20 protein-coding genes are annotated in these 23,359 nt (G+C 30.1%); 14 read left to right on the top strand and 6 right to left on the bottom strand.

Annotation, left to right across the window (positions count from 1 at the left end):
* Window positions 1-43: 43 nt before the first annotated feature.
* The 3 genes from ACOQN8_RS04905 to ACOQN8_RS04895 all read right to left on the bottom strand — a co-directional run bounded on the left by ACOQN8_RS04905 (window position 44) and on the right by ACOQN8_RS04895 (window position 2,247).
* Window positions 44-724 (bottom strand): DUF2064 domain-containing protein, encoded by a 681-nt coding sequence (locus tag ACOQN8_RS04905; RefSeq protein ID WP_420551832.1) that lies wholly within the window; start codon window positions 722-724, stop codon window positions 44-46.
* Window positions 725-846: 122 nt separating this feature from the next.
* Window positions 847-1,593 (bottom strand): uroporphyrinogen-III synthase, encoded by a 747-nt coding sequence (locus ACOQN8_RS04900; protein ID WP_150898313.1) that lies wholly within the window; start codon window positions 1,591-1,593, stop codon window positions 847-849.
* A gap of 12 nt (window positions 1,594-1,605) precedes the next feature.
* Complete coding sequence (locus tag ACOQN8_RS04895) at window positions 1,606-2,247, bottom strand: DUF4271 domain-containing protein (RefSeq protein WP_420551831.1); 642 nt, start codon at window positions 2,245-2,247, stop codon at window positions 1,606-1,608.
* Between the two features lie 83 nt (window positions 2,248-2,330).
* Between ACOQN8_RS04895 and ACOQN8_RS04890 the strand changes: the two genes are divergently transcribed.
* Genes ACOQN8_RS04890 through ACOQN8_RS04880 form a run of 3 tightly spaced genes read left to right on the top strand, consistent with a single transcriptional unit; the run spans window position 2,331 to window position 4,834 of the window.
* Window positions 2,331-3,053 (top strand): polyprenol monophosphomannose synthase, encoded by a 723-nt coding sequence (locus ACOQN8_RS04890; RefSeq protein WP_420551830.1) that lies wholly within the window; start codon window positions 2,331-2,333, stop codon window positions 3,051-3,053.
* Window positions 3,054-3,055: 2 nt separating this feature from the next.
* Window positions 3,056-4,390: a dihydroorotase gene (locus ACOQN8_RS04885; RefSeq protein WP_420551829.1), complete on the top strand. Its 1,335-nt coding sequence runs from the start codon at window positions 3,056-3,058 to the stop codon at window positions 4,388-4,390.
* On the top strand, window positions 4,391-4,834 hold the full coding sequence (locus ACOQN8_RS04880; RefSeq protein ID WP_420551828.1) for a DUF4296 domain-containing protein: 444 nt from the start codon (window positions 4,391-4,393) through the stop codon (window positions 4,832-4,834). It begins immediately after the preceding gene.
* Here ACOQN8_RS04880 and ACOQN8_RS04875 read toward each other — a convergent pair.
* Entirely contained in the window at window positions 4,828-5,829 is a 1,002-nt protein-coding gene (locus ACOQN8_RS04875; protein ID WP_420551827.1) for an NAD-dependent epimerase/dehydratase family protein, read from the bottom strand. The two genes, ACOQN8_RS04880 and ACOQN8_RS04875, sit on opposite strands and share 7 nt — an antisense overlap.
* Window positions 5,830-5,891: 62 nt before the next feature.
* Here ACOQN8_RS04875 and tyrS point away from each other — a divergent pair, with 62 nt between their 5' ends.
* The 6 genes from tyrS (at window position 5,892) to ACOQN8_RS04845 (ending at window position 13,309) form a co-directional block, all read left to right on the top strand.
* The gene (gene tyrS / locus ACOQN8_RS04870) at window positions 5,892-7,184 is read left to right on the top strand and encodes a tyrosine--tRNA ligase (RefSeq protein WP_420551826.1); all 1,293 of its coding nucleotides are present in this window, start codon (window positions 5,892-5,894) and stop codon (window positions 7,182-7,184) included.
* A 483-nt stretch (window positions 7,185-7,667) separates the two neighbouring features.
* On the top strand, window positions 7,668-7,868 hold the full coding sequence (locus ACOQN8_RS04865; RefSeq protein WP_420551825.1) for a hypothetical protein: 201 nt from the start codon (window positions 7,668-7,670) through the stop codon (window positions 7,866-7,868).
* A gap of 88 nt (window positions 7,869-7,956) precedes the next feature.
* Window positions 7,957-9,003, top strand: a complete 1,047-nt coding sequence (locus ACOQN8_RS04860) for a transporter (protein WP_420551824.1) — start codon at window positions 7,957-7,959, stop codon at window positions 9,001-9,003.
* Between the two features lie 33 nt (window positions 9,004-9,036).
* Complete coding sequence (locus tag ACOQN8_RS04855; RefSeq protein ID WP_420551823.1) at window positions 9,037-11,385, top strand: TonB-dependent receptor; 2,349 nt, start codon at window positions 9,037-9,039, stop codon at window positions 11,383-11,385.
* Window positions 11,386-11,449: 64 nt separating this feature from the next.
* Window positions 11,450-12,700, top strand: a complete 1,251-nt coding sequence (locus ACOQN8_RS04850) for a PepSY-associated TM helix domain-containing protein (RefSeq protein ID WP_420551822.1) — start codon at window positions 11,450-11,452, stop codon at window positions 12,698-12,700.
* 66 nt (window positions 12,701-12,766) lie between these two features.
* Entirely contained in the window at window positions 12,767-13,309 is a 543-nt protein-coding gene (locus ACOQN8_RS04845; protein ID WP_420551821.1) for a DUF2911 domain-containing protein, read from the top strand.
* 54 nt (window positions 13,310-13,363) lie between these two features.
* On the opposite strand, the gene ACOQN8_RS04840 is transcribed toward ACOQN8_RS04845, so the two are convergent.
* On the bottom strand, window positions 13,364-14,275 hold the full coding sequence (locus tag ACOQN8_RS04840) for a DMT family transporter (RefSeq protein ID WP_420551820.1): 912 nt from the start codon (window positions 14,273-14,275) through the stop codon (window positions 13,364-13,366).
* A gap of 185 nt (window positions 14,276-14,460) precedes the next feature.
* Here ACOQN8_RS04840 and leuS point away from each other — a divergent pair, with 185 nt between their 5' ends.
* The 5 genes from leuS to ACOQN8_RS04815 all read left to right on the top strand — a co-directional run bounded on the left by leuS (window position 14,461) and on the right by ACOQN8_RS04815 (window position 20,971).
* Window positions 14,461-17,274 (top strand): leucine--tRNA ligase, encoded by a 2,814-nt coding sequence (gene leuS, locus ACOQN8_RS04835; protein ID WP_420551819.1) that lies wholly within the window; start codon window positions 14,461-14,463, stop codon window positions 17,272-17,274.
* A 101-nt stretch (window positions 17,275-17,375) separates the two neighbouring features.
* On the top strand, window positions 17,376-17,810 hold the full coding sequence (locus tag ACOQN8_RS04830; RefSeq protein ID WP_272150560.1) for a hypothetical protein: 435 nt from the start codon (window positions 17,376-17,378) through the stop codon (window positions 17,808-17,810).
* 69 nt (window positions 17,811-17,879) lie between these two features.
* Window positions 17,880-18,836, top strand: coding sequence for a hypothetical protein (locus ACOQN8_RS04825; RefSeq protein WP_420551818.1), 957 nt, complete (start codon window positions 17,880-17,882; stop codon window positions 18,834-18,836).
* A 51-nt stretch (window positions 18,837-18,887) separates the two neighbouring features.
* Complete coding sequence (locus ACOQN8_RS04820) at window positions 18,888-20,099, top strand: GNAT family N-acetyltransferase (RefSeq protein ID WP_420551817.1); 1,212 nt, start codon at window positions 18,888-18,890, stop codon at window positions 20,097-20,099.
* A gap of 2 nt (window positions 20,100-20,101) precedes the next feature.
* Window positions 20,102-20,971 carry an acyl-CoA thioesterase gene (locus tag ACOQN8_RS04815; RefSeq protein ID WP_420551816.1) on the top strand — a complete coding sequence of 290 codons (870 nt, stop codon included), beginning with the start codon at window positions 20,102-20,104 and terminating at the stop codon, window positions 20,969-20,971.
* A 64-nt stretch (window positions 20,972-21,035) separates the two neighbouring features.
* Here ACOQN8_RS04815 and ACOQN8_RS04810 read toward each other — a convergent pair whose 3' ends face one another.
* The gene (locus ACOQN8_RS04810; protein ID WP_420551815.1) at window positions 21,036-23,300 is read right to left on the bottom strand and encodes an inorganic phosphate transporter; all 2,265 of its coding nucleotides are present in this window, start codon (window positions 23,298-23,300) and stop codon (window positions 21,036-21,038) included.
* Window positions 23,301-23,359: the final 59 nt, after the last annotated feature.

Raw genomic sequence — 23,359 nt, 5'->3', positions numbered from 1 at the left:
AGAAGAATTTCTATTAAGAAAAACTTCAATGTAAGTGCGATAATTAAAGAGTAATTGGTGAACCTTTATTAAAAAAAGAATAAGAATAACTTTTAGATGTATAAAGATTCTCAAGAAATGAGATGACTTTGTTAGCGTTTAACTCAATAAGTTCTCTTAGAATAGAAAAAGAGTTTTTAAATTGATCTATAAAAAAGTAAATGTCTTTTTTTGAGTCAATATCTGCTAAGTAAGCAAGTTGTGTAATGTTGGTGTTTCGCTTAACAAAATAATTTTTTAACTCAGAAAATACTTTATGGGTATTCCAAGTTATTTTTTTGAATGCTTCTAAAGAAAACTGTTCTTTGTTTAAGGCAATTAAATAAGTACCTCCGTCATAAGAAGGGCCTAAAGTCGCATTTCCGTTTTCTAAATTGTGTAAAGCTTTTAAAAGGTGTGAAGTCTCTAAATTTGGACTATCATTACCTATAGTAATTATTTGTGAGTAACCTTTATTAAAAACAGTTTGAATAGCATTTGCAAATCGTTCACCGAAACTTGAGCCTATTTGTTGCTTTTCGGTAATTACTAAAACATCAGTTCCAGTTTTTTGTGCTTTTTCAAATGTTTTTTGATTTAATTGTTGAAAGAGCTTCTTACTTTTTTCAAAAACCTTATGATTCGCTTCTTTCTCGGGAGAATAAGCAAATAATAAAATTGCAGTTTGTTTTTGATAATGAATCATTTAAAGAAACTCTGTTTTTACAAGGCTTTAATAGTCGAGTAAAAGGTAGGTTCTTTACAGTAATTCATAAAAAAAAACCATCAAATTTTTTTGATGGTTTTTTTATGCTTGTCAAAGTAGTTTTACTTTTTGTTAACTTCTTTAATATATTTATCTAAAGCCATAGTCATAGAAGGAGTTTCTGGAGTTGGTGCAGCAATATCTACACGCAATCCTCTATCCTTAACAGCTTTAATAGTTGTATTACCAAAAACAGCTATTCTTGTATCATTCTGTTTGAAGTTAGGGAAGTTTTTAAATAAACTGTCAATACCAGAAGGACTAAAGAATACTAAGATGTCATAAAAAACATTTTCTAAATCAGATAAGTCACTTACAACAGTTTTATACAAATCAGCACGTTTCCAATCAACACCTAATTTGTCTAATTCGGTAGGAATTAACGGCTTTAATTTATCAGAAGAAGGTAATAAAAACTTCTCATCTTTATGTTTCTTAATTAACTTAGTTAATTCAGGAAATGTTCTATTACCTACATAAATTTTACGCTTTCTGTATACTACATATTTCTGTAAATAATATGCAACAGCTTCTGATTGACAGAAATATTTCATATCATCAGGAACAGTAAAACGCATTTCTTCAGCTATTCTAAAGTAATGATCTACTGCATTTCTACTTGTTAAAATAATTGCTGTATAATTGTTTAAATCAATTTTTTGAGCTCTTACTTCTTTTACAGAAATTCCTTCTACATGAATAAACGAGCGGAAATCAATTTTTACTTTTTGTTTTTCAGCTAAGTCAAAATAAGGAGAGGTTTCTGTCTTAGGAGCAGGTTGAGACACTAAAATAGTTTTAACTTTCATATAACTTTCTCTTTACGTAGTTGTTGTTGTTTTATAAAGAATTAATAGCGGTGCTATTTCAAGGACGCAAAAATACAAAATAAAATAGAACAACTTACTTATAACTAATCTTTTGTTATTAAGTAAAATTAAAAAGCCTCTGAAAGCAAATAAAATAAGGAAAAAACTAAGTAAATATAAGTTTTCTTTAAAGGTGTATTGATAGAGAATTATAGCAGGAAATAGCCATAAACTTAGTGTATAAAGGTAACCAGATTTCGTATATAAGAAATATTTAGTGACTAAAGATAAGCCTAAAATGTTAGAAAAAGCAAAGTCTAATACTCTTCTAATAAAAAAATAAAGGCTAATAATAGCGAGTAATATTAGGTAATTTAAAAAGCTTTGATCATAAATTTTTGGAGTAAATACAAAAAAAAGAAACAATGATATTACAATAGAAGAAAAAGAAAATAATAATAAATGGAATGGTGAATAAATAGAAACGTTATTCTGAACTTTTTTTTGAAAAAAACCAGGAGTAAAAAAAGCCAAAGCATACCCTAATAGCTTATTAGGCTTAATTAATTTCATTATAGCTAATAAGATAATAACAAAAAGAATTACTAGAGTAATCCAGTTATCATTGGTTATTGTACGTTCAATAGCTTGCAATAGTATTTGTTTTTATCGTATTTAATTAACACAAAATTAGTGATTATTTAGTGTATATTTGCCCAGATTTAGATGAAAATTACATGAAGTCAGACGCTTTAGTTATAATTCCTACATACAACGAAAAAGAAAACATAGAAGCAATAATTCGAGAAACTTTTAGTCAAGAGAAAGAATTCGATATTTTAATTGTTGACGATAACTCACCCGATGGAACATCAAATATAGTTGAGGGTTTGCAAGAAGAGTTTGCAGAGAGACTTTATATTGAAAAAAGAATGGGTAAAAATGGTTTAGGTACTGCTTATATTCATGGATTTAAATGGGCTATAAAAAAAGGCTACGATTATATTATAGAAATGGACGCCGATTTTTCTCATAACCCAAAAGATTTAAATAGGTTATATAAGGCTTGTGCTATTGATGGAGCTGATGTTTCTATTGGCTCACGTTATTCAATAGGGGTAAATGTTGTAAACTGGCCAATGAGTAGAGTATTATTATCGTATTTTGCATCTAAATATGTGCGTTTTATTACCAGAATTCCAGTACATGATACAACTGCAGGTTTTGTATGTTGGAAAAGAAAAGTACTTGAAACAATAAAACTAGATAAAATCAAATTTATTGGATATGCTTTTCAAATAGAAATGAAGTTTAAAGCATGGAAACATAAATTTAAAATAAAAGAAGTATCAGTTATCTTTACTGATAGAACTTTAGGAGAATCAAAAATGAGTGGAGGGATTATATCAGAAGCTCTATTTGGTGTTATAAAAATGAGGTTAAAAGGATTACCAAAATAATTATGCAATCATATCTAATTAAAAACGCAAACATAGTTAACGAAAACAAGGTTTTCAAAGGAGATGTTTTAATAGAAGGAAATTATATAAAACAAATTTCTGAAGAGATAACGAATACATCTAATGTTGAGGTAATCAATGCTGAAGGAAAATATTTAATTCCAGGTATGATAGATGATCAGGTGCATTTTCGCGAGCCTGGTTTAACGCATAAAGCAAATATTGGAACAGAAAGTAAGGCTGCAATTGCAGGAGGAATCACTTCTTTTATAGAAATGCCTAATACAGTACCACAAGCAACTACTCAAGAATTATTAGAAGAAAAGTTTCAGATAGCTTCAAAAACTTCATATGCTAATTACTCTTTTATGTTTGGAGGAACAAACGATAATTTAGAGGAGTTATTAAAAACCGATTCTCAAAATGTAGCAGGAATTAAATTGTTCTTGGGTTCATCAACAGGAAATATGTTAGTAGATAATGAAGAAGTCTTAGAAAAGATTTTTTCTTCAACTAATATGCTAATATCTGTACACTGTGAAGATGAAGCTACGATTAGAAAAAACACTGAAGAGTATAAAGAAAAATATGGTGATGATATTCCTGTAAAGTATCACCCAATAATTAGAAGTGAAGAGGCTTGTTACCTTTCTTCTTCAAAAGCAATAGAATTAGCAAAAAGAACTGGAGCACGTTTGCATATCTTTCATTTGTCAACTGAAAAAGAAACTCATTTGTTTAGAAATGATATTCCTTTAGAAGAAAAACAAATTACAGCAGAAGTTTGTGTGCATCATTTATGGTTTACAGATGCTGATTATGATAAAAAAGGAACGCATATAAAGTGGAATCCAGCTGTAAAAACTCAAAAAGATAAAGATGGATTATGGAAAGCTTTATTAGATGATAGAATTGATGTAATTGCTACAGATCATGCTCCACATACTTTAGAAGAAAAAGATAATGTATATACCAAAGCACCAAGTGGAGGACCTTTAGTTCAACATGCAGTTTTAGCTATATTAGAAAAGGTAAAAGAAGGAGTTTTACCAATAGAAAAAGCTGTAGAGAAAATGTGTCATAATCCAGCTAAACTTTTTAAAGTTCATAAAAGAGGATTTATAAAAGAAGGTTTCTATGCTGATTTAGTATTGGTAGATAACGAGAAATGGACGGTTTCTAAAGAAAATGTTTTATATAAATGCGGATGGTCTCCATTTGAAGGAACAGAGTTTTCTAATAAAATAACTCATACTTTTGTAAATGGAAACCTAATGTATAATAATGGTATTTTTAATGAGCAAATAAAAGGAGCTCGATTAGAATTTAATAGATAAATGAAAAACTTTTTATACATAATAGTTCTTTTGTTTTTAGCTTCTTGTACTAGTAATACAATTTACAAGAAGCCTAAAGATTTAATTCCTAAAGATTCGATGGTTGCTTTATTAACAGATATGTATATAGCTTCGTCTGCAAAGAATAGAAAGAATAAATTTTTAAAAAAGGAAAAGAATTATGTTGTTTTAGTGTATGAAAAGTATAAAATAGATAGTGTTCGTTTTGATGCTAGTAACGATTATTACACATCTAAAATTGAGGATTATACTGATATACTTAATAGAGTTAAGTCTAATTTAGATTCTCTTCAGAATATATACACTGAAAAACATAAAATTAAAGACTCTATCAATAATAAGAAGCCTCATAAAAAACCTACTAAAGAAGAATTGTCATTAGAATTAATTAAGAAAAATGAAAGATTGCTAAATAATCAATAGATAAAATCTTTACAGATTTTTAGAATAGCTGAATCAATTTTAGCAAATTTGAAGTTTAATGATTTTTCTATTTTTTCAGCAGTATAATAAGATTTATTAAGCGATGATTTAGCTGAATTCTTAGTTAATAAAGGTTTTTTTCCAGTTACTTGAGTTAGTAACCAGTCTAATCTCCAAATAATAGACATTAATAGCTTGCTACTTTTAATTGAAGGCCTTTTTTTATTAAATCCATCAGCAATAGAAAATAAAATATCTTTAAACGATTTGTTTTCTGAAACTAAAATAAAACGCTCGTTTTTAATATTAGATTCCATTAATAGTATCATAGTTTTTACAACGTCTTCTACGTGTACGAAACCGGTAACTCCTTCAGAGTAAAATATAAAGCCGTTATAAACTTGTGAGAATAATTTGCTAGAACCTTCACTCCAAAATCCACTTCCTAAAATAACACCAGGGTTTACAATTACCACATCTAATCCTTCTTGACTACCTCTCCAAACCTCCATTTCAGCACCATATTTTGTAATAGAGTAATCATTATTGTCACTATTATCCGACCACTCATTTTCCTCATTAATAGGTTTACCATTTATAGAATCCCCTACAGCAGCAATAGAACTTACAAAACAGAACTTCTCAATATTATTCTCAATAGAAAAATTAATCATATTGGCAGTGCCATCAATATTAACTTGACGCATTTTTCTATAATCTTTTGGGTCAAAAGAAACCAATGCAGCACAATGATATACTTCAGTTATACCTTTGAAAACGAAATCAAGTGAAAAAACATCAGTAATATCTGAAATTATCCATTCTATTTTAGAAAAGAATTGATCGACATCATCGGTATAATAAGAAAATATTTTTTTTACGTATTCTCTTTTCTCATCAGTCCTGTATATAGCCCTTACAGCTTTTTCTTTTTGAACTAAATTGAATAATAAATGTGAGCCAACAAGCCCAGTTCCCCCAGTAACTAAAATCATAAAGCGAATTTAGCTTTTTTTGGTTGATAAAGTTATCTTTGCTGACTGATAAATTTATGACGATGAAAAATTTTATTGAAGAGTTAAAATGGAGAGGAATGTTACACGATAGCATGCCTGGAACAGAAGAGCATTTACTAGAGGAAATGCGTAGTGCTTATGTTGGTTTTGACCCAACAGCAGATTCACTTCACATAGGTAACTTAGTTCCTATAATGTTATTGGCACATTATCAGAGGTGTGGGCATAGACCAATTGCTTTAGTTGGTGGAGCAACAGGTATGATTGGTGATCCTTCAGGAAAATCATCAGAGCGTAATTTATTAGATGAAAAAACATTACGTCATAATCAGGAATGTGTAAAAGCACAATTACAACATTTCTTAGATTTCGAATCTGATGCCGATAATGCTGCTATTTTAGTAAACAATTATGATTGGATGAAAGAGATTTCATTCTTAGAGTTTATTCGTGATGTTGGTAAGCACATTACAGTAAATTATATGATGGCTAAGGATTCTGTAAAAAACCGAATTGGTTCAGAATCTAAAGAAGGAATGTCTTTTACAGAGTTTACTTACCAAATGGTACAAGGATATGATTTCTTACACCTTTACAGAGAAAATTCAGCAACTTTACAAATGGGAGGTTCTGATCAGTGGGGTAATATTACTACAGGAACAGAATTAATTAGAAGAATAGGTGGAGGAAAAGGATATGCAATTACATGTCCATTAATTACAAAGTCTGATGGTTCTAAATTTGGAAAATCTGAAGGAGGAAATGTATGGTTAGATGCTAAAAGAACTTCAGCGTACAAATTCTACCAATACTGGTTAAATACATCAGATGAAGATGCTGAAAAGTATATTAAGATATTTACATTCTTAGATAAAGAAACAATAGATGCTTTAGTTGAAGAACATAAAGAAGCGCCACACGTACGTATTTTACAAAAACGATTAGGAGAAGAAGTTACTGTATTAGTTCATGGACGAGAAGAATATGATAAGGCAATAGCAGCTTCTAATATTTTATTTGGAAAGTCTACTTCAGAAGACTTAAAATCATTAGATGAGCAAACATTCTTAGATGTTTTTGATGGAGTACCACAAGCAGAAGTACCTAAGTCAGATATTTCAGAAGGATTATCTATGATTGATGCTTTAGCGGGAAAAACAAGCTTTTTAAAATCTAATGGAGATGCACGTAGAGCTTTAAAAGAAAATGCAGTTTCTGTTAATAAAGAAAAAGTAAAAGACGATTACGTAATTACAGCAAATGATTTAATTGCTGATAAGTATGTATTATTACAACGTGGAAAAAAGAGTTATTTCTTATTAAAAGTAGCTTAATTAAGAAGCTATTTTTACATTAAAAGTTAAAGGGCATCGCTTACAGTTGATGCCTTTTTTTTGGTACTTATTGCAACACTTACTTTTAGGTTTTATACAGTTAGACGCACAAGCCGTAGAGCATGCTGTTTCTTTTTGAATAGGAACAATCGGTGTAACCTTTTTATTTTCAGTATAAAAGACAATCATATTTCTAAAATCTGGTGCAAATATAGCAATTTATTTAGAACAAATTAAAATAATATTTATAGCTCTTTTTATTGAGAAAAAAAACAACTTGAAGTATCTTTGCATTTCTAAGATTTCAAAATCATTTTGTTACAAAAACTAAGCATATATTTATTTGTTTTGTTGTACACAATTGCGATGTTACGACCAATAACACCGTTTGTTGAGTACGCAATAAACTACGATTATATATCGAAGGTTTTGTGTATTAATAAAGACAAACCAGACCTAGGGTGTAATGGTAAATGTCAATTAATGAAAAAGCTAGAAAAGCAACAAGATGATGATTTTAAATCGTTACGAATAAATATAGAAGAATACCCAATAGGTTTTGTTGAATTACTTTCAGTAAAAGAAGAAAAAGTTCTTTTTAATAATGCAAAACAATTATTTTCTTACAATAATAAGTATTCTTATTTATTTTCAAATACAATCTTCCATCCACCTACTGTATAAATTTTACATAAACGCCTTTAATAAAAAGCTATTTGTCTTAATAGATAAATAGACTAAAATACTATTGTAAAATTTAAAAACATAACTGATGAAATTATCAAAAATCATCTTTACAGGGATTCTTATATCCTTATCACAAATAATAAACGCACAAGAAGCAACTGAACATAAAAACGAATGGAAATCTAATAGGCCAGATGGTCATGCACCAATAAGTGTAATGGGAGATCATTACCACCATAAAGGAGAGGTAATGTTTTCGTATAGATTTATGTATATGAATATGGAGGGATTACAAAAAGGAAGTGACGCTATTTCAAATACAGAAGCACATAATGCTGGCTATATGGTTACACCACTTTCAATGCCAATGAAAATGCATATGCTAGGAGCTATGTATGCGCCATCTGATAAAGTTACTTTAATGGCAATGGTAAATTATATTGAAAACGATATGGATTTACAAATGCGTAACATGATGACTGGAATGATCATGCCTTTTTCAACTTCTTCGTCTGGTTTAGGAGATATAAAACTAGGGATGTTATATAAGTTTATCAATGAAAATAGAGGTTCGTTACACGCTAATGTTGGTATTTCTATTCCTACAGGAGAATTAAATGCAAAAGATGTAACACCTATGTCAAATCCAAATAAAATTCAATTGCCATATCCAATGCAAATAGGAAGTGGAACTTATGATGCAGATTTAGGATTAACATATTTAGGGCAAGCAGAAACTGTTTCTTGGGGAAGTCAGTTAAAAGCAACATATCGTTTTGGGAAAAATGAGTATGATTATTCTTTAGGAAATCGTTACAGTTTAAACTCTTGGTTTGCAGTTAAAACTCACCAATGGTTAAGCTTTTCAGCTCGTTTAGAAGGGTTAATTGTAAGTTCAATTAATGGAAGAAACCCTAATTTAAATCCTATGATGGTTACTACTGCAGATACGATGAATTCTGGAGGAAAATTTATCAATGGAGGTTTAGGTTTTAATGTATATGCTTTTAAAGGTTCATTAAAAAATCTTCGATTTGGATTTGAATTTAGTACACCATTATATCAAAACTTAAACGGAATTCAGTTAAAAAATAAAGAAACAATTACAGCAGGACTACAGTATTCTTTATAGATTTTAATTAAACATATCAAGTTATTTTTCATTATGAAAAAGCAAGCATTATTTATATGCCTAGGGTTACTATTGCCTATACTTAACGGTTTTTCACAAACAATATTCAAAGGTAAAATAGTAAACAATCAAAATAATCCAATTGTAGGAGCTACAGTTGTATCATTAACAAACAAAAACAAAGGAACCATAACAGATATTGAAGGAAACTTCTCTATAAAATTAGAAGAAGGAACTGTTCAAATATCAAGTATAGGTTATGAAACAAAAAAGATGCAGTTAAGCAATAATAACCTTATTGTTTTAAAGCAAGTAATAGAAAGTTTAGAAGAGGTTATCGTTTCTGCAAGTAGAGAAACACAAAAGAGACAAGAAGTTTCGGCATCTATAGGTTTACTAACTGAAAAACAAATTCAAGAAACCAAAGCTTTCGGAATAGAACAATTAGTAAATCAAGTGCCAGGGGTGTTTATGAGCACTTCAAAAGCTTCTAGTAACGAACAACATTTTATGGCAACACGTTCGCCAATATCAACAAAATCGTTGTTTTTATATGTAGAAGATGGTTTACCAATACGTCCAGTAGCAGTGTTTAATCACAATGCATTATTGGAAATGAATAATACAACTTTTGGTAGAGTTGAAGTATTAAAAGGACCAGCGTCGAGTATTTATGGAAGTGAAGCTATTGGGGGAAGCTTCAATTTTATTACTAAAAATCCTAGAAAAGACTTTGGAGGTTCTGTTGGATTTCAAATAAATGATTTGGGACTAACAAAATACGAACTAGAAGCCTCTACAACAGTAAATGAAAAGTATGGTTTTTATGTGGGAGGACATCATATACGTAGAGATAATGGAGTGGTTGGACATTCAGATTATGAAAAAACAGCTATTTCATTTAAAAATGTAAATGATTTTTCAGAAAGTTTGAAATGGACTAATAGCTTAACTTATATCGATTATAGATCTGATATGTCTGGTTCTATTTCAGAGAAAAATTATACAGATGGAAATTATGAAAGTAATCAAACATTTACAGAAAGAGAAGCTAAAGCATTTAGATTTCGTTCTACATTAGATAAGTATTGGAATGAATCTAATAAAACATCGTTCAATTTCATTTACAGAAATAATGAAATGAACCAAATACCATCATACAGAATTAGACAAAATAGAGTTAGTGGTGTGTTAGATGGAACTGGAAGAGGAGAAATCAATTCTAATAAGTTTAAAAGTTATGTAGGTTTAATTCAGCATAAAATCGATTTTAATTTTGCAAATTCTAGTTTAATAGTTGGAGCAACTACCGATTTTTCACCTCAAACTTATCAGGCAGAAAATATCGATGTTGTTGTAGATGTAGCGACTGCTCAAAATATTGATTACTCGGTTAAAAATGGAGATTATATCTTAAAATATCAGGCAGATATATTTAATTACGCAGGATATGCACAATTTGAAATTTCACCCATAAAAAAAGTAAAGCTAACAGGTGCTTTACGTTACGATGGTTTTACTTATGATTATGATAATTTAGATGAAGCTAATTCAGGAGTTCAAGATACTAAAGTAACCTATACAAACTTTTCACCTAAGCTAGGAGTAAATCTAAACTTAACAAAGAGGGCGGGGATTTATTCTAATTACTCAAAAGGATTTACACCACCGCAAGTGGGAACTTTATTCAGAAATGGGAAGAATACTACAGGAAATGCATTTACTTTAAAACCAGCAGAATTTCATAATTACGAACTAGGAGCATATTATTCAATACCATCGAAATTAAAGGTAGATATAGCGATATACCAATTAGATGGTATCAATAGATTAGTTTCTATTAGAGATACTTCAGGAAATTTTATTCAAAAAAACGCAGGAAAAACACGTTCTATGGGAGTTGAATTAGGGCTACGATATAATGTGCTGTCTAATTTATTTGTTAATTATAGTGGAAGTTATGCTACACATGAATACTTGTCTTTTTTTGAAAACAATGTAGATTATTCTAATACAAATATGCAAACGGCTCCTAATTATATAAGTACAGCTTCTTTAAATTATAAGCCAATATCTGATTTGCTTTTAACATTAGAGCATGAGCAAATTGGAGAATATAATACAAGTTTTGAAGGGCAAGCCGTAATAGGAAAAGATACTTCTGGAGGAGACATTTTAGGAACTTCTACATATGGAGGACATAACATTTTTAACTTTAGAGCAAATTATACTTACAAGCAGTTTGAAATTTGGGGACAAGCATTGAATATTTTTGATAAGCTTTATGCTGTAAGAGTTTCATATAGTAGATGGAGTAAGCAAAATACGTATAGTATTGGTAATCCAAGAGCATTTCATTTTGGAGTGAAATATAACTTTTAATACTAAGTAATAGCTAAAAATTAACCTCATGGTAGTAAAGCTATGAGGTTAAAAAATATTCAAGATGAAAAATAGAAAATTAAATCAATGGTTGTGGAAATGGCATTTTATTGCTGGAATTATATCACTTCCTTTTGTGTTGATTTTGTCAATAACAGGAGCGGTTTATTTGTTTAATCCTAAAATAGAAAAAGTAGCAAAAGAGAAGTTTGAAAATGTAGAAGTTACATCTCAAAAACCTATTTCTTTTCAACAACAATGGGAAATAGCAAAGAATCAAATGAAGAAGAAACCCAATAGTATGGTGTTGTCTTTAAATTCAGAAAAAGCTACTGAGTTTGTTTCGGGTAGATTTAGTCATAAAAAATCATTGTTTGTTAATCCTTATACAGCTGAGGTTTCTGGGAAATTCTCTCCCAAAGATACTTGGATGTATTCAATTAGAAAGTTGCATGGAGAATTATTAGGAGGTAAAATAGGAACAAAACTAGTTGAGTTGATAGCTAGTTGGATGATAGTATTAATTATAACCGGATTGTATGTTTGGTGGCCATTTCAAAGAGGTATAAAAGGAGTTTTTACAATTAGACTCAAAGAAGGAAGAAGAATTTTGTTTAGAGATTTACATGCAGTAATTGGATTCTGGATTTCGGGATTATTGCTTATTACTTTAGCGGGAGGCTTACCATGGACAGATGTTTTTGGTGCTAATTTTAAGAAAATACAGAAGCTTACAAATACAGGTTATCCGAAAACATGGAGTGGAAGAGGATTAACATCAGTTGTTTCAGAAAAAGCTTTAACTTTAGATGAAATGGTTGCAATTGCAACACAACAAAACTTGAAAGGTGTTGTAAGTATAGGGCTTCCTAAAAATGCTCAAAGTACGTTTAGTGTTTCTAATAAAACATTTGATTTAGGAGCTCAAAAAATGTTACATTTTGATCAATATTCAGGTAAGTTGATAAAAAAACATAATTGGAGTGATGTTGGTTTTTTAATGAGAGGAAGAATGTGGGTAATGGCATTCCATCAAGGTCAGTTTGGAGTTTGGAATTGGTGGATAATGTTCGGAGTTGCAATTTTACTAACTATTATGAGTATTGGGGCAATAGTTTCATACATTTTAAGAAAACCAGAAAAGAATTTAGGAGTTCCAAAAGTGTCAAATAGTTTTAAGATAAGTCCAATTATTATAACTTTGCTATTATTATTGGGGTTATTGTTGCCTCTTTTTGGAGTGAGTTTGCTTATAATTATAGCCTTTGAACTGATTCAAAAAAACAAGGGAGCTTCAGTAATAAATTTCACATAATTTTAACGTAAGGTTATGTAATTTTAATGACCAATGACTAAATAATTCACCTTAAATAATTAAACAATGAAAAAATCAATTTTAACAATTCTAGTATTTGTAGTAGCTTTAGTTGCTTCTAATGAAATAAACGCACAAGAGTTTCCAAAGCTAGATAAGAGTCCTATGGATGCTGCTGCATATCCAAGTAGTTATAGAATTTCAGATAAATTAGTAAAAGTAATTTATAGTCGTCCACAATTAAAAGGACGTAGTTTAGACAAATTAGCGCCTCAAGGAAAAGTATGGCGTACTGGAGCAAACGAAGCTGCTGAAATTACATTTTATAAAGATGCTACTTTTGGAGGTAAAGAAGTAAAAGCAGGAACTTATACTTTATTTACAATTCCAGGAAAGAAGGAATGGACAGTTATTTTAAGTACAGCAAAGAACGTATGGGGATCTTATTTTTATAATGAAAAAGAAGATGTAGTTAGAGTAAAAGTACCAACATCTAAATCACCTAGATCAATAGAAGTTTTTTCAATCGTTTTTGATGGAGAAAATAACGATGCTAAAATGCATTTAGGTTGGGGTGATACAATAATATCAGTACCAGTAAAAGGATAATAAACTAATAAAAAGTTTAAAACAAAATCCCTGATAATTTTATCAGGGATTTTTTTATGTTTTATTTTTTGGAACCTTACTAATTAGGTATACTCCTATAACTACAAAAAAACAGCTTATGATTTTAACAGGATTAATATCTTGGGCATATTGTGTATAACCTAATACATAAGCATAAATACTCACCATAATAAAACTAACAGCTGGCTGTAAATATATATAACTGCCGTTAACAGAAGGAGAAACATAGTTTAAAGCATAAATGTTGAATAGATAAGCTAAAAAAGTAGTTCCAATAATAACAAAAGAAATAGCTAAGTATGTATGAGTGGTAAATGCAGAAAAATCAACAGTAACAATATCTGTTATACCAAAAGGAAACATAAACATAAAACCAAATAAGAATACCCAGCTAATAATAGTAATAGAGTTGTATTTTTTCATTAAGGGTTTAACAAGTACTAAATACAGGCCATAAGAAATAGCATTAATAAAAATAAAAAGATTACCAAGTAAAGAACTAGTTCCTTTCGACTGATTTCCATACCAAATTAATAATATTGCACCAATACCACCTATGGTTATTCCTAAAAGTTTATAGAGCGTTATTTTTTCTTTTAAAAGAATAGCGCTAAAAACAACCGCAACAATAGGAACTGCTGTAATAATTATAGAAGCATCAATAGGAGATGTTAAATTTAACCCATGAAAAAAAAGTAATTGATTGGCAGCAACTCCTAATAACCCACAAAGTATTAGTTTAGGGAAATCTTTTTTCTCAATTTTTTCTTTTATAAACGATTTAATAATCCAGAAAAGAATTCCAGCACCTAAAATTCTTAAAAAAACAAAAGCAGAAGGCCCTATTTTATTAGGCATTACTCCTTTTGCAATTAAATAATTAGCACCATAAATAACATTGGCACTGAGTAAAGCAAGGTGAGCTTTTAAAATATTGTTCTTCAAAATAATGAATTTAATCTATTACAAAGAACATTCATTTTTTTAAAATAAACTATTTCCCAACAAAGATTAACAACTGTGAAGTTTTTGTTCATTTTATATAACATGATAATAACAGTTTAAGCCATTTTTTTACTTTAAACTTCCAAACAATAACCGTAAATTTGCAGCTTCTTAAAAGAGAGACAATGCAATATAATCACCAAGAAATAGAAAAGAAGTGGCAACAATTTTGGGCAGACAACCAAACATTTAAAGCCAGTAATACATCAGATAAACCTAAATATTATGTTTTAGACATGTTTCCTTATCCATCAGGAGCAGGATTGCATGTAGGACATCCATTAGGATATATTGCTAGTGATATATATGCACGTTATAAACGTCATAAAGGGTTTAATGTATTGCATCCACAAGGATATGATTCTTTTGGATTACCAGCTGAGCAATATGCTATTCAAACAGGACAGCATCCAGCAATAACAACCGAAACGAATATTAAAACGTATCGTCGTCAGTTAGACAATATTGGTTTTTCTTTCGATTGGTCACGTGAGGTTCGTACTTCTAATCCAGAATATTACAAGTGGACACAATGGATTTTTATCCAGTTGTTCAACTCTTGGTATAATAAAGATACAGACAAAGCAGAAGATGTTTCAACTTTAGTTTCAAAATTTGAAAAAGAAGGAAATGCAAACATCAATGCAGTTTCAGATGAAGATATTACTGTTTTTTCAGCAGAAGAATGGAAAGGTTTTTCAGTAGAAAAACAACAAGAAATATTATTACAATATCGTTTAACATTTTTATCAGATACAGAAGTAAACTGGTGTCCAGCTTTAGGAACAGTACTTGCAAATGATGAAATAGTAAACGGAGTTTCAGAAAGAGGAGGACATCCAGTAGTGCGTAAAAAAATGACCCAATGGTCTATGCGTATTTCTGCTTATGCACAACGTTTGTTAGACGGATTACAAAATATAGATTGGCCACAACCATTAAAAGATTCTCAAACAAATTGGATAGGAAGAAGCCAAGGAGCCATGGTTTCTTTTGATGTTGAAAATTACGATGCTAAAATAGATGTGTTTACAACACGTCCTGATACAATTTTTGGAGTAAGTTTTATGACATTAGCTCCAGAGCATGAATTGGTAGCTAAAATAACTACAGACGAACAACGTGAAGCTGTTGAAGCTTATGTAGAAGCAACGTCAAAGCGTTCGGAAAGAGATCGTATGGCAGATGTAAAAACTATTTCAGGAGTATTTACAGGAGCTTATGCTTTACATCCATTTACAGGAAAACAAGTGCCAATTTGGATCGGTGATTATGTATTAGCAAGTTACGGTACAGGTGCGGTTATGGCAGTTCCTTGTGGAGATCAACGTGATTATGATTTTGCAAAACATTTTGGATTAGACATACCAAATATTTTTGCAGATGTAGATATTTCTGAAAAAGCCAATGATGCTAAAGATGGAATTAAATTAGCAAATTCAGATTTCTTAGATGGTTTAAATTATAAGAAAGGAATGAAAACCGTAATCTATGAATTAGAAAAACGCGGTTTTGGTTACGGAAAAATAAACTATCGTTTGCGTGATGCGGTATTTAGCCGTCAGCGTTATTGGGGAGAGCCATTTCCAGTATATTATAAGAATGGAGTGCCTCAAATGATTGAAGCAAAACATTTACCAATAGCATTACCGGAGGTAGAAAAATATTTACCAACAGAAGATGGAAAACCACCATTAGGAAATGCTGAGGTTTGGGCTTGGAATACAGAAACTGCTGAGGTAGTTAGTAATGATTTAATAGATAATGAAACTATTTTCCCGCTAGAACTAAATACAATGCCAGGATGGGCTGGAAGTTCATGGTATTTTAACCGTTATATGGATTCAACAAACGAAGGAGAGTTTGTAAGTAAAGAAGCGGTTGACTATTGGAAAGAAGTGGATTTATATATTGGTGGGTCTGAGCATGCAACAGGGCACTTATTATATGCACGTTTTTGGCAAAAATTCTTATTCGATAGAGGATTGTTACCAGTTGATGAGTTTGCTAAAAAACTAATCAACCAAGGAATGATTTTAGGAACATCAGCAATTGTTTATAGAATTACTGGAACAGATAAATATGTTTCTAAAAATCTTAAAGGAGAATATGAAACAGATGAAATTAGAGTAGATGTTAAGTTGATTAATACTTCTGACGAATTAGATATTGAAGCTCTAAAAAAATGGCAACCTCAATTTGAAAATGCAGAGTTTGTTTTAGAAGAAGGAAAATACATTGTAGGTCGTGAGGTAGAAAAAATGTCAAAGCGTTGGTTTAATGTTGTAAACCCTGATGATATTTGTGAAGAATATGGTGCAGATGCATTGCGTTTATTCGAAATGTTTTTAGGACCATTAGAACAAACTAAACCTTGGAAAACATCTGGAATTTCAGGTGTGTATTCTTTCTTAAAGAAATTATGGAAATTATATGTAGGTGAAAATGGTATTAATGTTTCTGATGCAGAACCAACAAAGGATGAATTAAAAACTTTACACAAAACAATTAAGAAGGTAGAGGAAGATATTGAGAATTTCTCTTTCAATACATCAGTATCTACGTTTATGATTGCGGTAAATGAATTAACAGCGCAAAAATGTAATAAGCGTGCTATTTTAGAACCGTTATTAGTATTAGTTTCTCCGTATGCACCACATATTTCAGAAGAATTATGGAGTCAATTAGGACATACAGAATCTATTTCTACAGTAACATTTCCAAAGTTTGAAGCTTCTCATTTAGTAGAGAGTGCTAAGAATTACCCAATTTCATTTAATGGTAAAATGCGTTTTACATTAGAGCTACCGTTAGATATGAGTAAAGATGAAATAGAGAAAACAGTCATGGCACATGAAAAAACACAAGCACAATTACAAGGAAGAACACCTAAAAAAGTAATTGTAGTGCCAGGTAAAATTATAAACATAGTAGGTTAATAAAACCGAAGCAAGCATAAGAAAACCACAAGCATTTTGTTTGTGGTTTTTTATTTTTTAATTAATTTCACGGCAGGATTAAAACTAGTAAAAAATTAACAATGAAAAATATATTTAAATTTTTTGCAGTTATAGCAATGTTTGTTTTAACTGCATGTTCTAATAGCGGATTCGTTGATTTAAATAATTTGCCTTTACAAGGAAAAGTATTTGGAGAGTCCTTTAAAGCAACAGGAGGTAAAGCTTTTCTTAATGGAAATAACTTAAGTGTTAACATAACAAATGTTGCAGCAGATTGTAACTCAAATGTTTTAGATTATTTATTATACATTTCAATTGATGTAGAAAATCAAGCAGGAGTACCTAGTAAGGTTAATGTTGTGTTTAACAAAAAAGGAGAAACTCCTTTGAATAAATTAAATAGTACAGTTCTTGTAGAGTCTTTAACAACAACTCAAGCTACTGTAAGAATTAAGGCTGTGGCTGATGCAGATAATACTGTAGAAGGAGTATTCACGGTTCCATTTTGTCAATAAAAAATAACTCACTTTATTTAAAGTCATTACAATATTGTAATGACTTTTTTATTCTAAAAAAATAATACTATGAAAAAGTTTACTTTCAATAGCTCTTGGCTTTTTGTATTAATTCCAATAGGAATTGTGTTTTTTGTCGTAATGCCAGAAATACAAAAAAAGTACCAAGCATATAATAAACAGCAAACAGAATTACAACAAGAAATAGTACAATTAGACTCTTTAAAACAATTAGAGAATCCAACAAGAAGAGATTTAAATACAATAAGCCGTTTAGAAACCACAGTTCGTATTAAAAAGTTAACCTATGGTAAACAACGATACTTATATTATAAACTTGGTGGAATGCTTGTTGTTTTTGTCTTCATGTTTGGCGGAATGTTTTTCTCAAGTTTTTTAGTTAGAAGAAAAAAGAGGTCACCTAATAATAAAGAAATAATTTTCAATTTTGGTGATTTTACTCAAGATGCAATAGGAAAACAAATATCATGGGAAGCAACAGAAGGTTCAGGAAGTAATTTCTTAAGTGAACACTTAAAGAAAACGAATAAAGGTTATAAAATTAGTTCAAGTTCGTACATGAAGTTTGTGGCTTGGGGATTCTTTTTAGTTGGAGCAAACTTTACTTTATGGTCTTTTGTTGAGTTTTTTGAATTTTCAAAAGAAGCAATGGGTTTTATGCAAGCAGGTAAAATATTTTTTACAACAGGAGGAGTATTTTTATTAGTAGGTGTTTTTCTATTAATCAGTACAGGTGCAAAGGCTTATTTTCATACTAGAAAAAGAAAAATGGTTGTTGGAAGTGAGATTATTCCTTTTCAAAATGCATATGCACTCCAAGTATTAGAAAAGTTCATACCAGGAAAATCATCGGGAGGATACTTCTGTTACGAAGCAAACTTGGTAACTAACGACGGTCAACGATTTAATTTATTAAACCATGGAGATAAGCAGTATCTTTTAAGTGATACAGTTAAAATAAGCAAAATTTTTAATGTTCCAGTTTGGAATATGAATGTGCAATAGAATTTATTAAATAAAGTTTTAGTATTTTACACTAAAATTAAAGGGGCGTACGTGAATATTTTATCTTGTAGTAAAAATCAAAATTCGAATACTAAATACTTTTCTTCAATTAAAGAAGTGCCTTATGAAGTATGGGAAGAATTAGGATGCACAGATAATATCTATTTCACCCCTAAATACCTAGAGGCGTTAGAGCAAAACAATAAGACAATACATTTTGCATATATTATACTGTTTGATATTAATAACAAAGCAATTGCTTTAGCTAATATTCAAATAGTCGACTTTTATTTAGATAGTGTTCAAAACGACATGCAATCTATTGTTGAATGGGTAAAGTGTATGGGGAGAAAATTAAGAATTATATCTCCAGAAAAACCATTTAAAGTACTTACTTGCGGTAATACATTTGTAAGTGGAGAGCATGGAGTTTTTATTAAGAATAATCAAAATAAAAAAGAAGTACTTAAGCAAATTGCTAAAGCGGTAGTAAATTATTCCAATATTAGCGCTAAGAATACAGCGGATGCTTTTATGCTAAAAGATTTTGAAAAAGAATCACTTTATATAACGCATGAGCTACATGAAGAAGGATATAATTCGTTTAAAGTAGATCCGAATATGGTTCTAGAATTAGATAATGATTGGAGTTCTATTGAAGATTATTTAGCTGCTTTAAAAACAAAATTTAGAGTAAAAGCAAAAAGAGCATTAAAGTTGAGTAGTCTTTTAAAAGTTGAAGATGTAACTGAAGACAGATTAAAAGACTTGAAGCCAGAAATGACAGTGTTGTATAAAACAGTGTCTACAAAGTCAAGTTTCAATTTAGGAGATTTTAATATAGAGACCTATAGAACTTTAAAAGAAAATTTAGGAGATAACTATTTTTTAAAAGCCTATTGGTTAGAAGATAAACTGGTAGGTTTCTTATCAGGGATTTTTAATAAGAAATCATTGGATGCACATTTTGTTGGAATTGATTACGATTATAATAAAGAATATGCTGTATATCAAAGAATGTTGTATGATTATATAAGTTTAGGAATAGATAAAAAAGTAAAGACAATTAATTTTGGAAGAACAGCTAGTGAGATAAAAAGTTCTGTTGGAGCTAAACCTCAAGATTTAACAATCTATCTGCGACATAAGAATACGATACCAAATCGTATTTTAAGTTTGTTTTTAAAAAGAATTCAACCATCGGAGTTTAAACAAAAACATCCATTCAAAAAGAAAGAATTAAGAGAGCAAGTTAATTTGTAAAAATGAAAGACACACAAGAGTTACTAGATATACTTACTTTAAAAGATATTGGAGAGAATAATTTTAATGGAATAAGTAAAGATATTGGAAGCCCAAATGTATTTGGAGGACAAGTATTGGCACAGTCATTAAACGCTGCTTACAGAACCGTTTCAGAAGAACGTATATTACATTCGTTACATTCATATTTTTTAGAAGCAGGTAATTTAGAAAAACCTATTACCTATAATGTACAAGTAATACGAGATGGAGGAAGTTTTTCAACTCGAAGGGTAACAGCACATCAAGAAGATAAAACGATTTTTATATTGGCTTGTTCCTTCCATAAAAAAGAGGAAGGATATGAACATCAAATGCCAATAAAGAAAGATATAAAACAACCAGAAGAGTTATATAGCTGGACAGATATGTTAGATCAGTTTGGAGATTTCTTACCTAAAAAGCTAAAAGCATTTTTAAGTATAGAAAGACCAATAGATTTTAAACCTGTACAAATTGCGAATCCTTTAGATATGCAAGATTTGCCTCCGGTTGTGGATGTTTGGTTTAAGTTGAAAGGAGATCAAGTAGATTTATCTTTGGCTTTAAAACAACAAATTTTAACTTATATATCCGATTATAATATTTTAACAGCTTGTTTAAATCCAAATGCAAGTGTAGCTAATTTTGGAAATACACAAATGGCAAGTTTAGATCATTCGATGTGGTTTCATAGAGACTTTACTTTTGATGATTGGATGCTATTTTCTATAGAGAGTCCTAATAGCTTTGGAGCTCGTGGTTTTGCTTGTGGTAATATCTACACCAGAAAAGGTGAGTTAATCGCTTCAGTGGCTCAAGAAGGCCTAATGAGACCAATGAAGAAGAAATAAAAAGAAGTATAAAAAAAATCCCGAGTAAATTTACTCGGGATTTTTTTGTTTTATAAAGTATCAACTAGATGTTTTTAGTACTTATATGAAACTCTTCGTAAGTTTCTAATAAGCTCATTAAACCAGAAACTAAATCTTGAGTTTCTATCAAAATACTAAAGTATAATGTAGTGTTTTTAGGACTTGTTTCATCAGTTCTAATACGTGCAACTTGCTTTTCAATAGAAGCAGCAACATCTACCAATAATTCTTTCTTTTCATTTATAATTTGTTCTAAATTATCAAAGCTTCTTTTTTCGAAAGTAGAGCTAATTTCTTCTAATAATTTAGATAGTATATTGTCTATATGTTTAAGGTCTTTTAATTGTCCTTTCTTTAAGTTTTTGTGGTTGTTATTAACGTGTTTAAAACTTGCTCTAGAAATATAACTAATAGACTGAGCAACGTCTTGTAAATAACCTAAAACTAAAATATAAAATCTACTTGCTTGTACAGAAGAATCATCTAACGACTTAATAAAGTAGAATACTCCATCTTTTAAACCATCAATTTCATCATTTAATTTTCCTACGTGTTTATCAGTTTTACGTAGCTTATTTAAATCGTGATTAGCTAAATCGTTAACTACATTTGTATATAATTTATTAACACGTGTTGCAACTTCAGCAATATGATCAGCGCTTTCTTCAATTACTCCATTAATGGTAATTAATTCAGCTCTTTCAATATGCATTTGCTTTTTTTCTTCTTTAGATTTCTTTCTGTGAATTAAAGTATTTCTTCCTATTAATAGTGCAACTACTAATAATAAAACAGGAATCATTACCATATCCCAGCTAATTAAGTAAGCAACTAAAGCTGCGGCAACAAAGGCAGTTAAAGCGGTTAGAAACCAACCTCCAACAACGTTAATTACACCAGCAACTCTATATACAGCACTTTCACGCCCCCAAGCTCTATCAGCTAAAGAAGTACCCATGGCAACCATAAAAGTTACATAAGTAGTAGATAAAGGTAACTTCATAGAAGTAGCTATAGAAATTAAAATACCAGCTACGATTAAGTTTACAGATGCTCTTACTAAATCAAAAGCAGGCATTTCGTATGTTTTATCTTTAGGTAATTCTATAACTGGTTTCTGAAATTTAGAATCAACAAAAGCTAATGTTTTTTTAGGTACAACAGAAGTTATAACTGTATTTAATCCCATTGCAATTCTAACAACTATTCTAGATAAAGGATTTGGTTGGAATTTTTCATGTCCATCTCCTTGACGTGATAAGTTAATACCTGTTTCAATTACTTTTTTAGCTTTACTTGAAGTCCATAAAGTAACTACCATAATAGCTCCTGCAAATAATAATAACCATACATTAGAAGGTACTTTTTTTGCTAAGATTCCCATTTTGAAAGCTTCAGGGCCTAAATTAGCAATATTAATTAATGGATCATTTAATGCCTGATATGAGTTCCATGCTGCAACTGGTACTCCAACAAAGTTTACCAAGTCGTTTCCAGAGAAAGCCATAGCTAATGAAAACGTTCCAACTCCAATAATAAGTTTTAAAACATTAAGCTTAAATACACTAATTAAAGCTTGAGATATTAAACTCCAAACAACAAAACTTCCAATAATTATTTCTAAAGTATTTCCTTCAATTAAGTGTTTTACGTCTTTGTAAAATGGAGTTCCTTTTAATCCTTTTATTATTATAAAATAGGTAATAGCAGTAATAGCAAAACCTCCAAAAATGGCGTTTACATAACTAGGTTTTTTCTCAAAATTGAAAGAGTAAATTAAACGAGAAATAAACTGTACAATAGCACCTACAGAAAAGGCTACCACAACAGAGAGTAGTATTCCGTTTATAATTTCTACTGCTTTTTTATGATTAATGTAGTTCCAAATATCAGTAATAGATTGAGCATCATTTGTAGAAATTTTGATTAAAGAAATACATACTGCAGCTCCTAATAATTCAAATACAATAGATACGGTAGTTGAAGTAGGCATTCCTAGAGAATTAAAGATATCTAGTAATAAAATATCGGTAATCATAACAGCCATAAATATGAACATGATGTCTTGAAACATGAACATATTTGGGTTGAAAATACCTTTACGTGCAACTTCCATCATTCCACTTGAGGTAACAGCTCCCATGAATACACCGATACTAGCTATTATCATTATATTTCTAACCTTAATGGCTTTAGAACCAATAGCAGAATTTAAGAAATTAACAGCATCGTTACTTACTCCAACAACTAAATCGACAATGGCTAAAGCAGCTAAAGCGATAAGCATTAAAATATATGGATCTCCCATTTTTTAGTTTTTAATTAAGATTTGCAAATCTACAAACACTGAGCAGTGTTTGTGTTAGG

The sequence above is a fragment of the Tenacibaculum aiptasiae genome, assembly GCF_965221665.1.
Taxonomy (GTDB): Bacteria; Bacteroidota; Bacteroidia; order Flavobacteriales; family Flavobacteriaceae; genus Polaribacter; species Polaribacter aiptasiae.
Note: the sequence above shows the minus strand (reverse complement) of the source record. Positions and strands in the feature narration are given on the sequence as shown.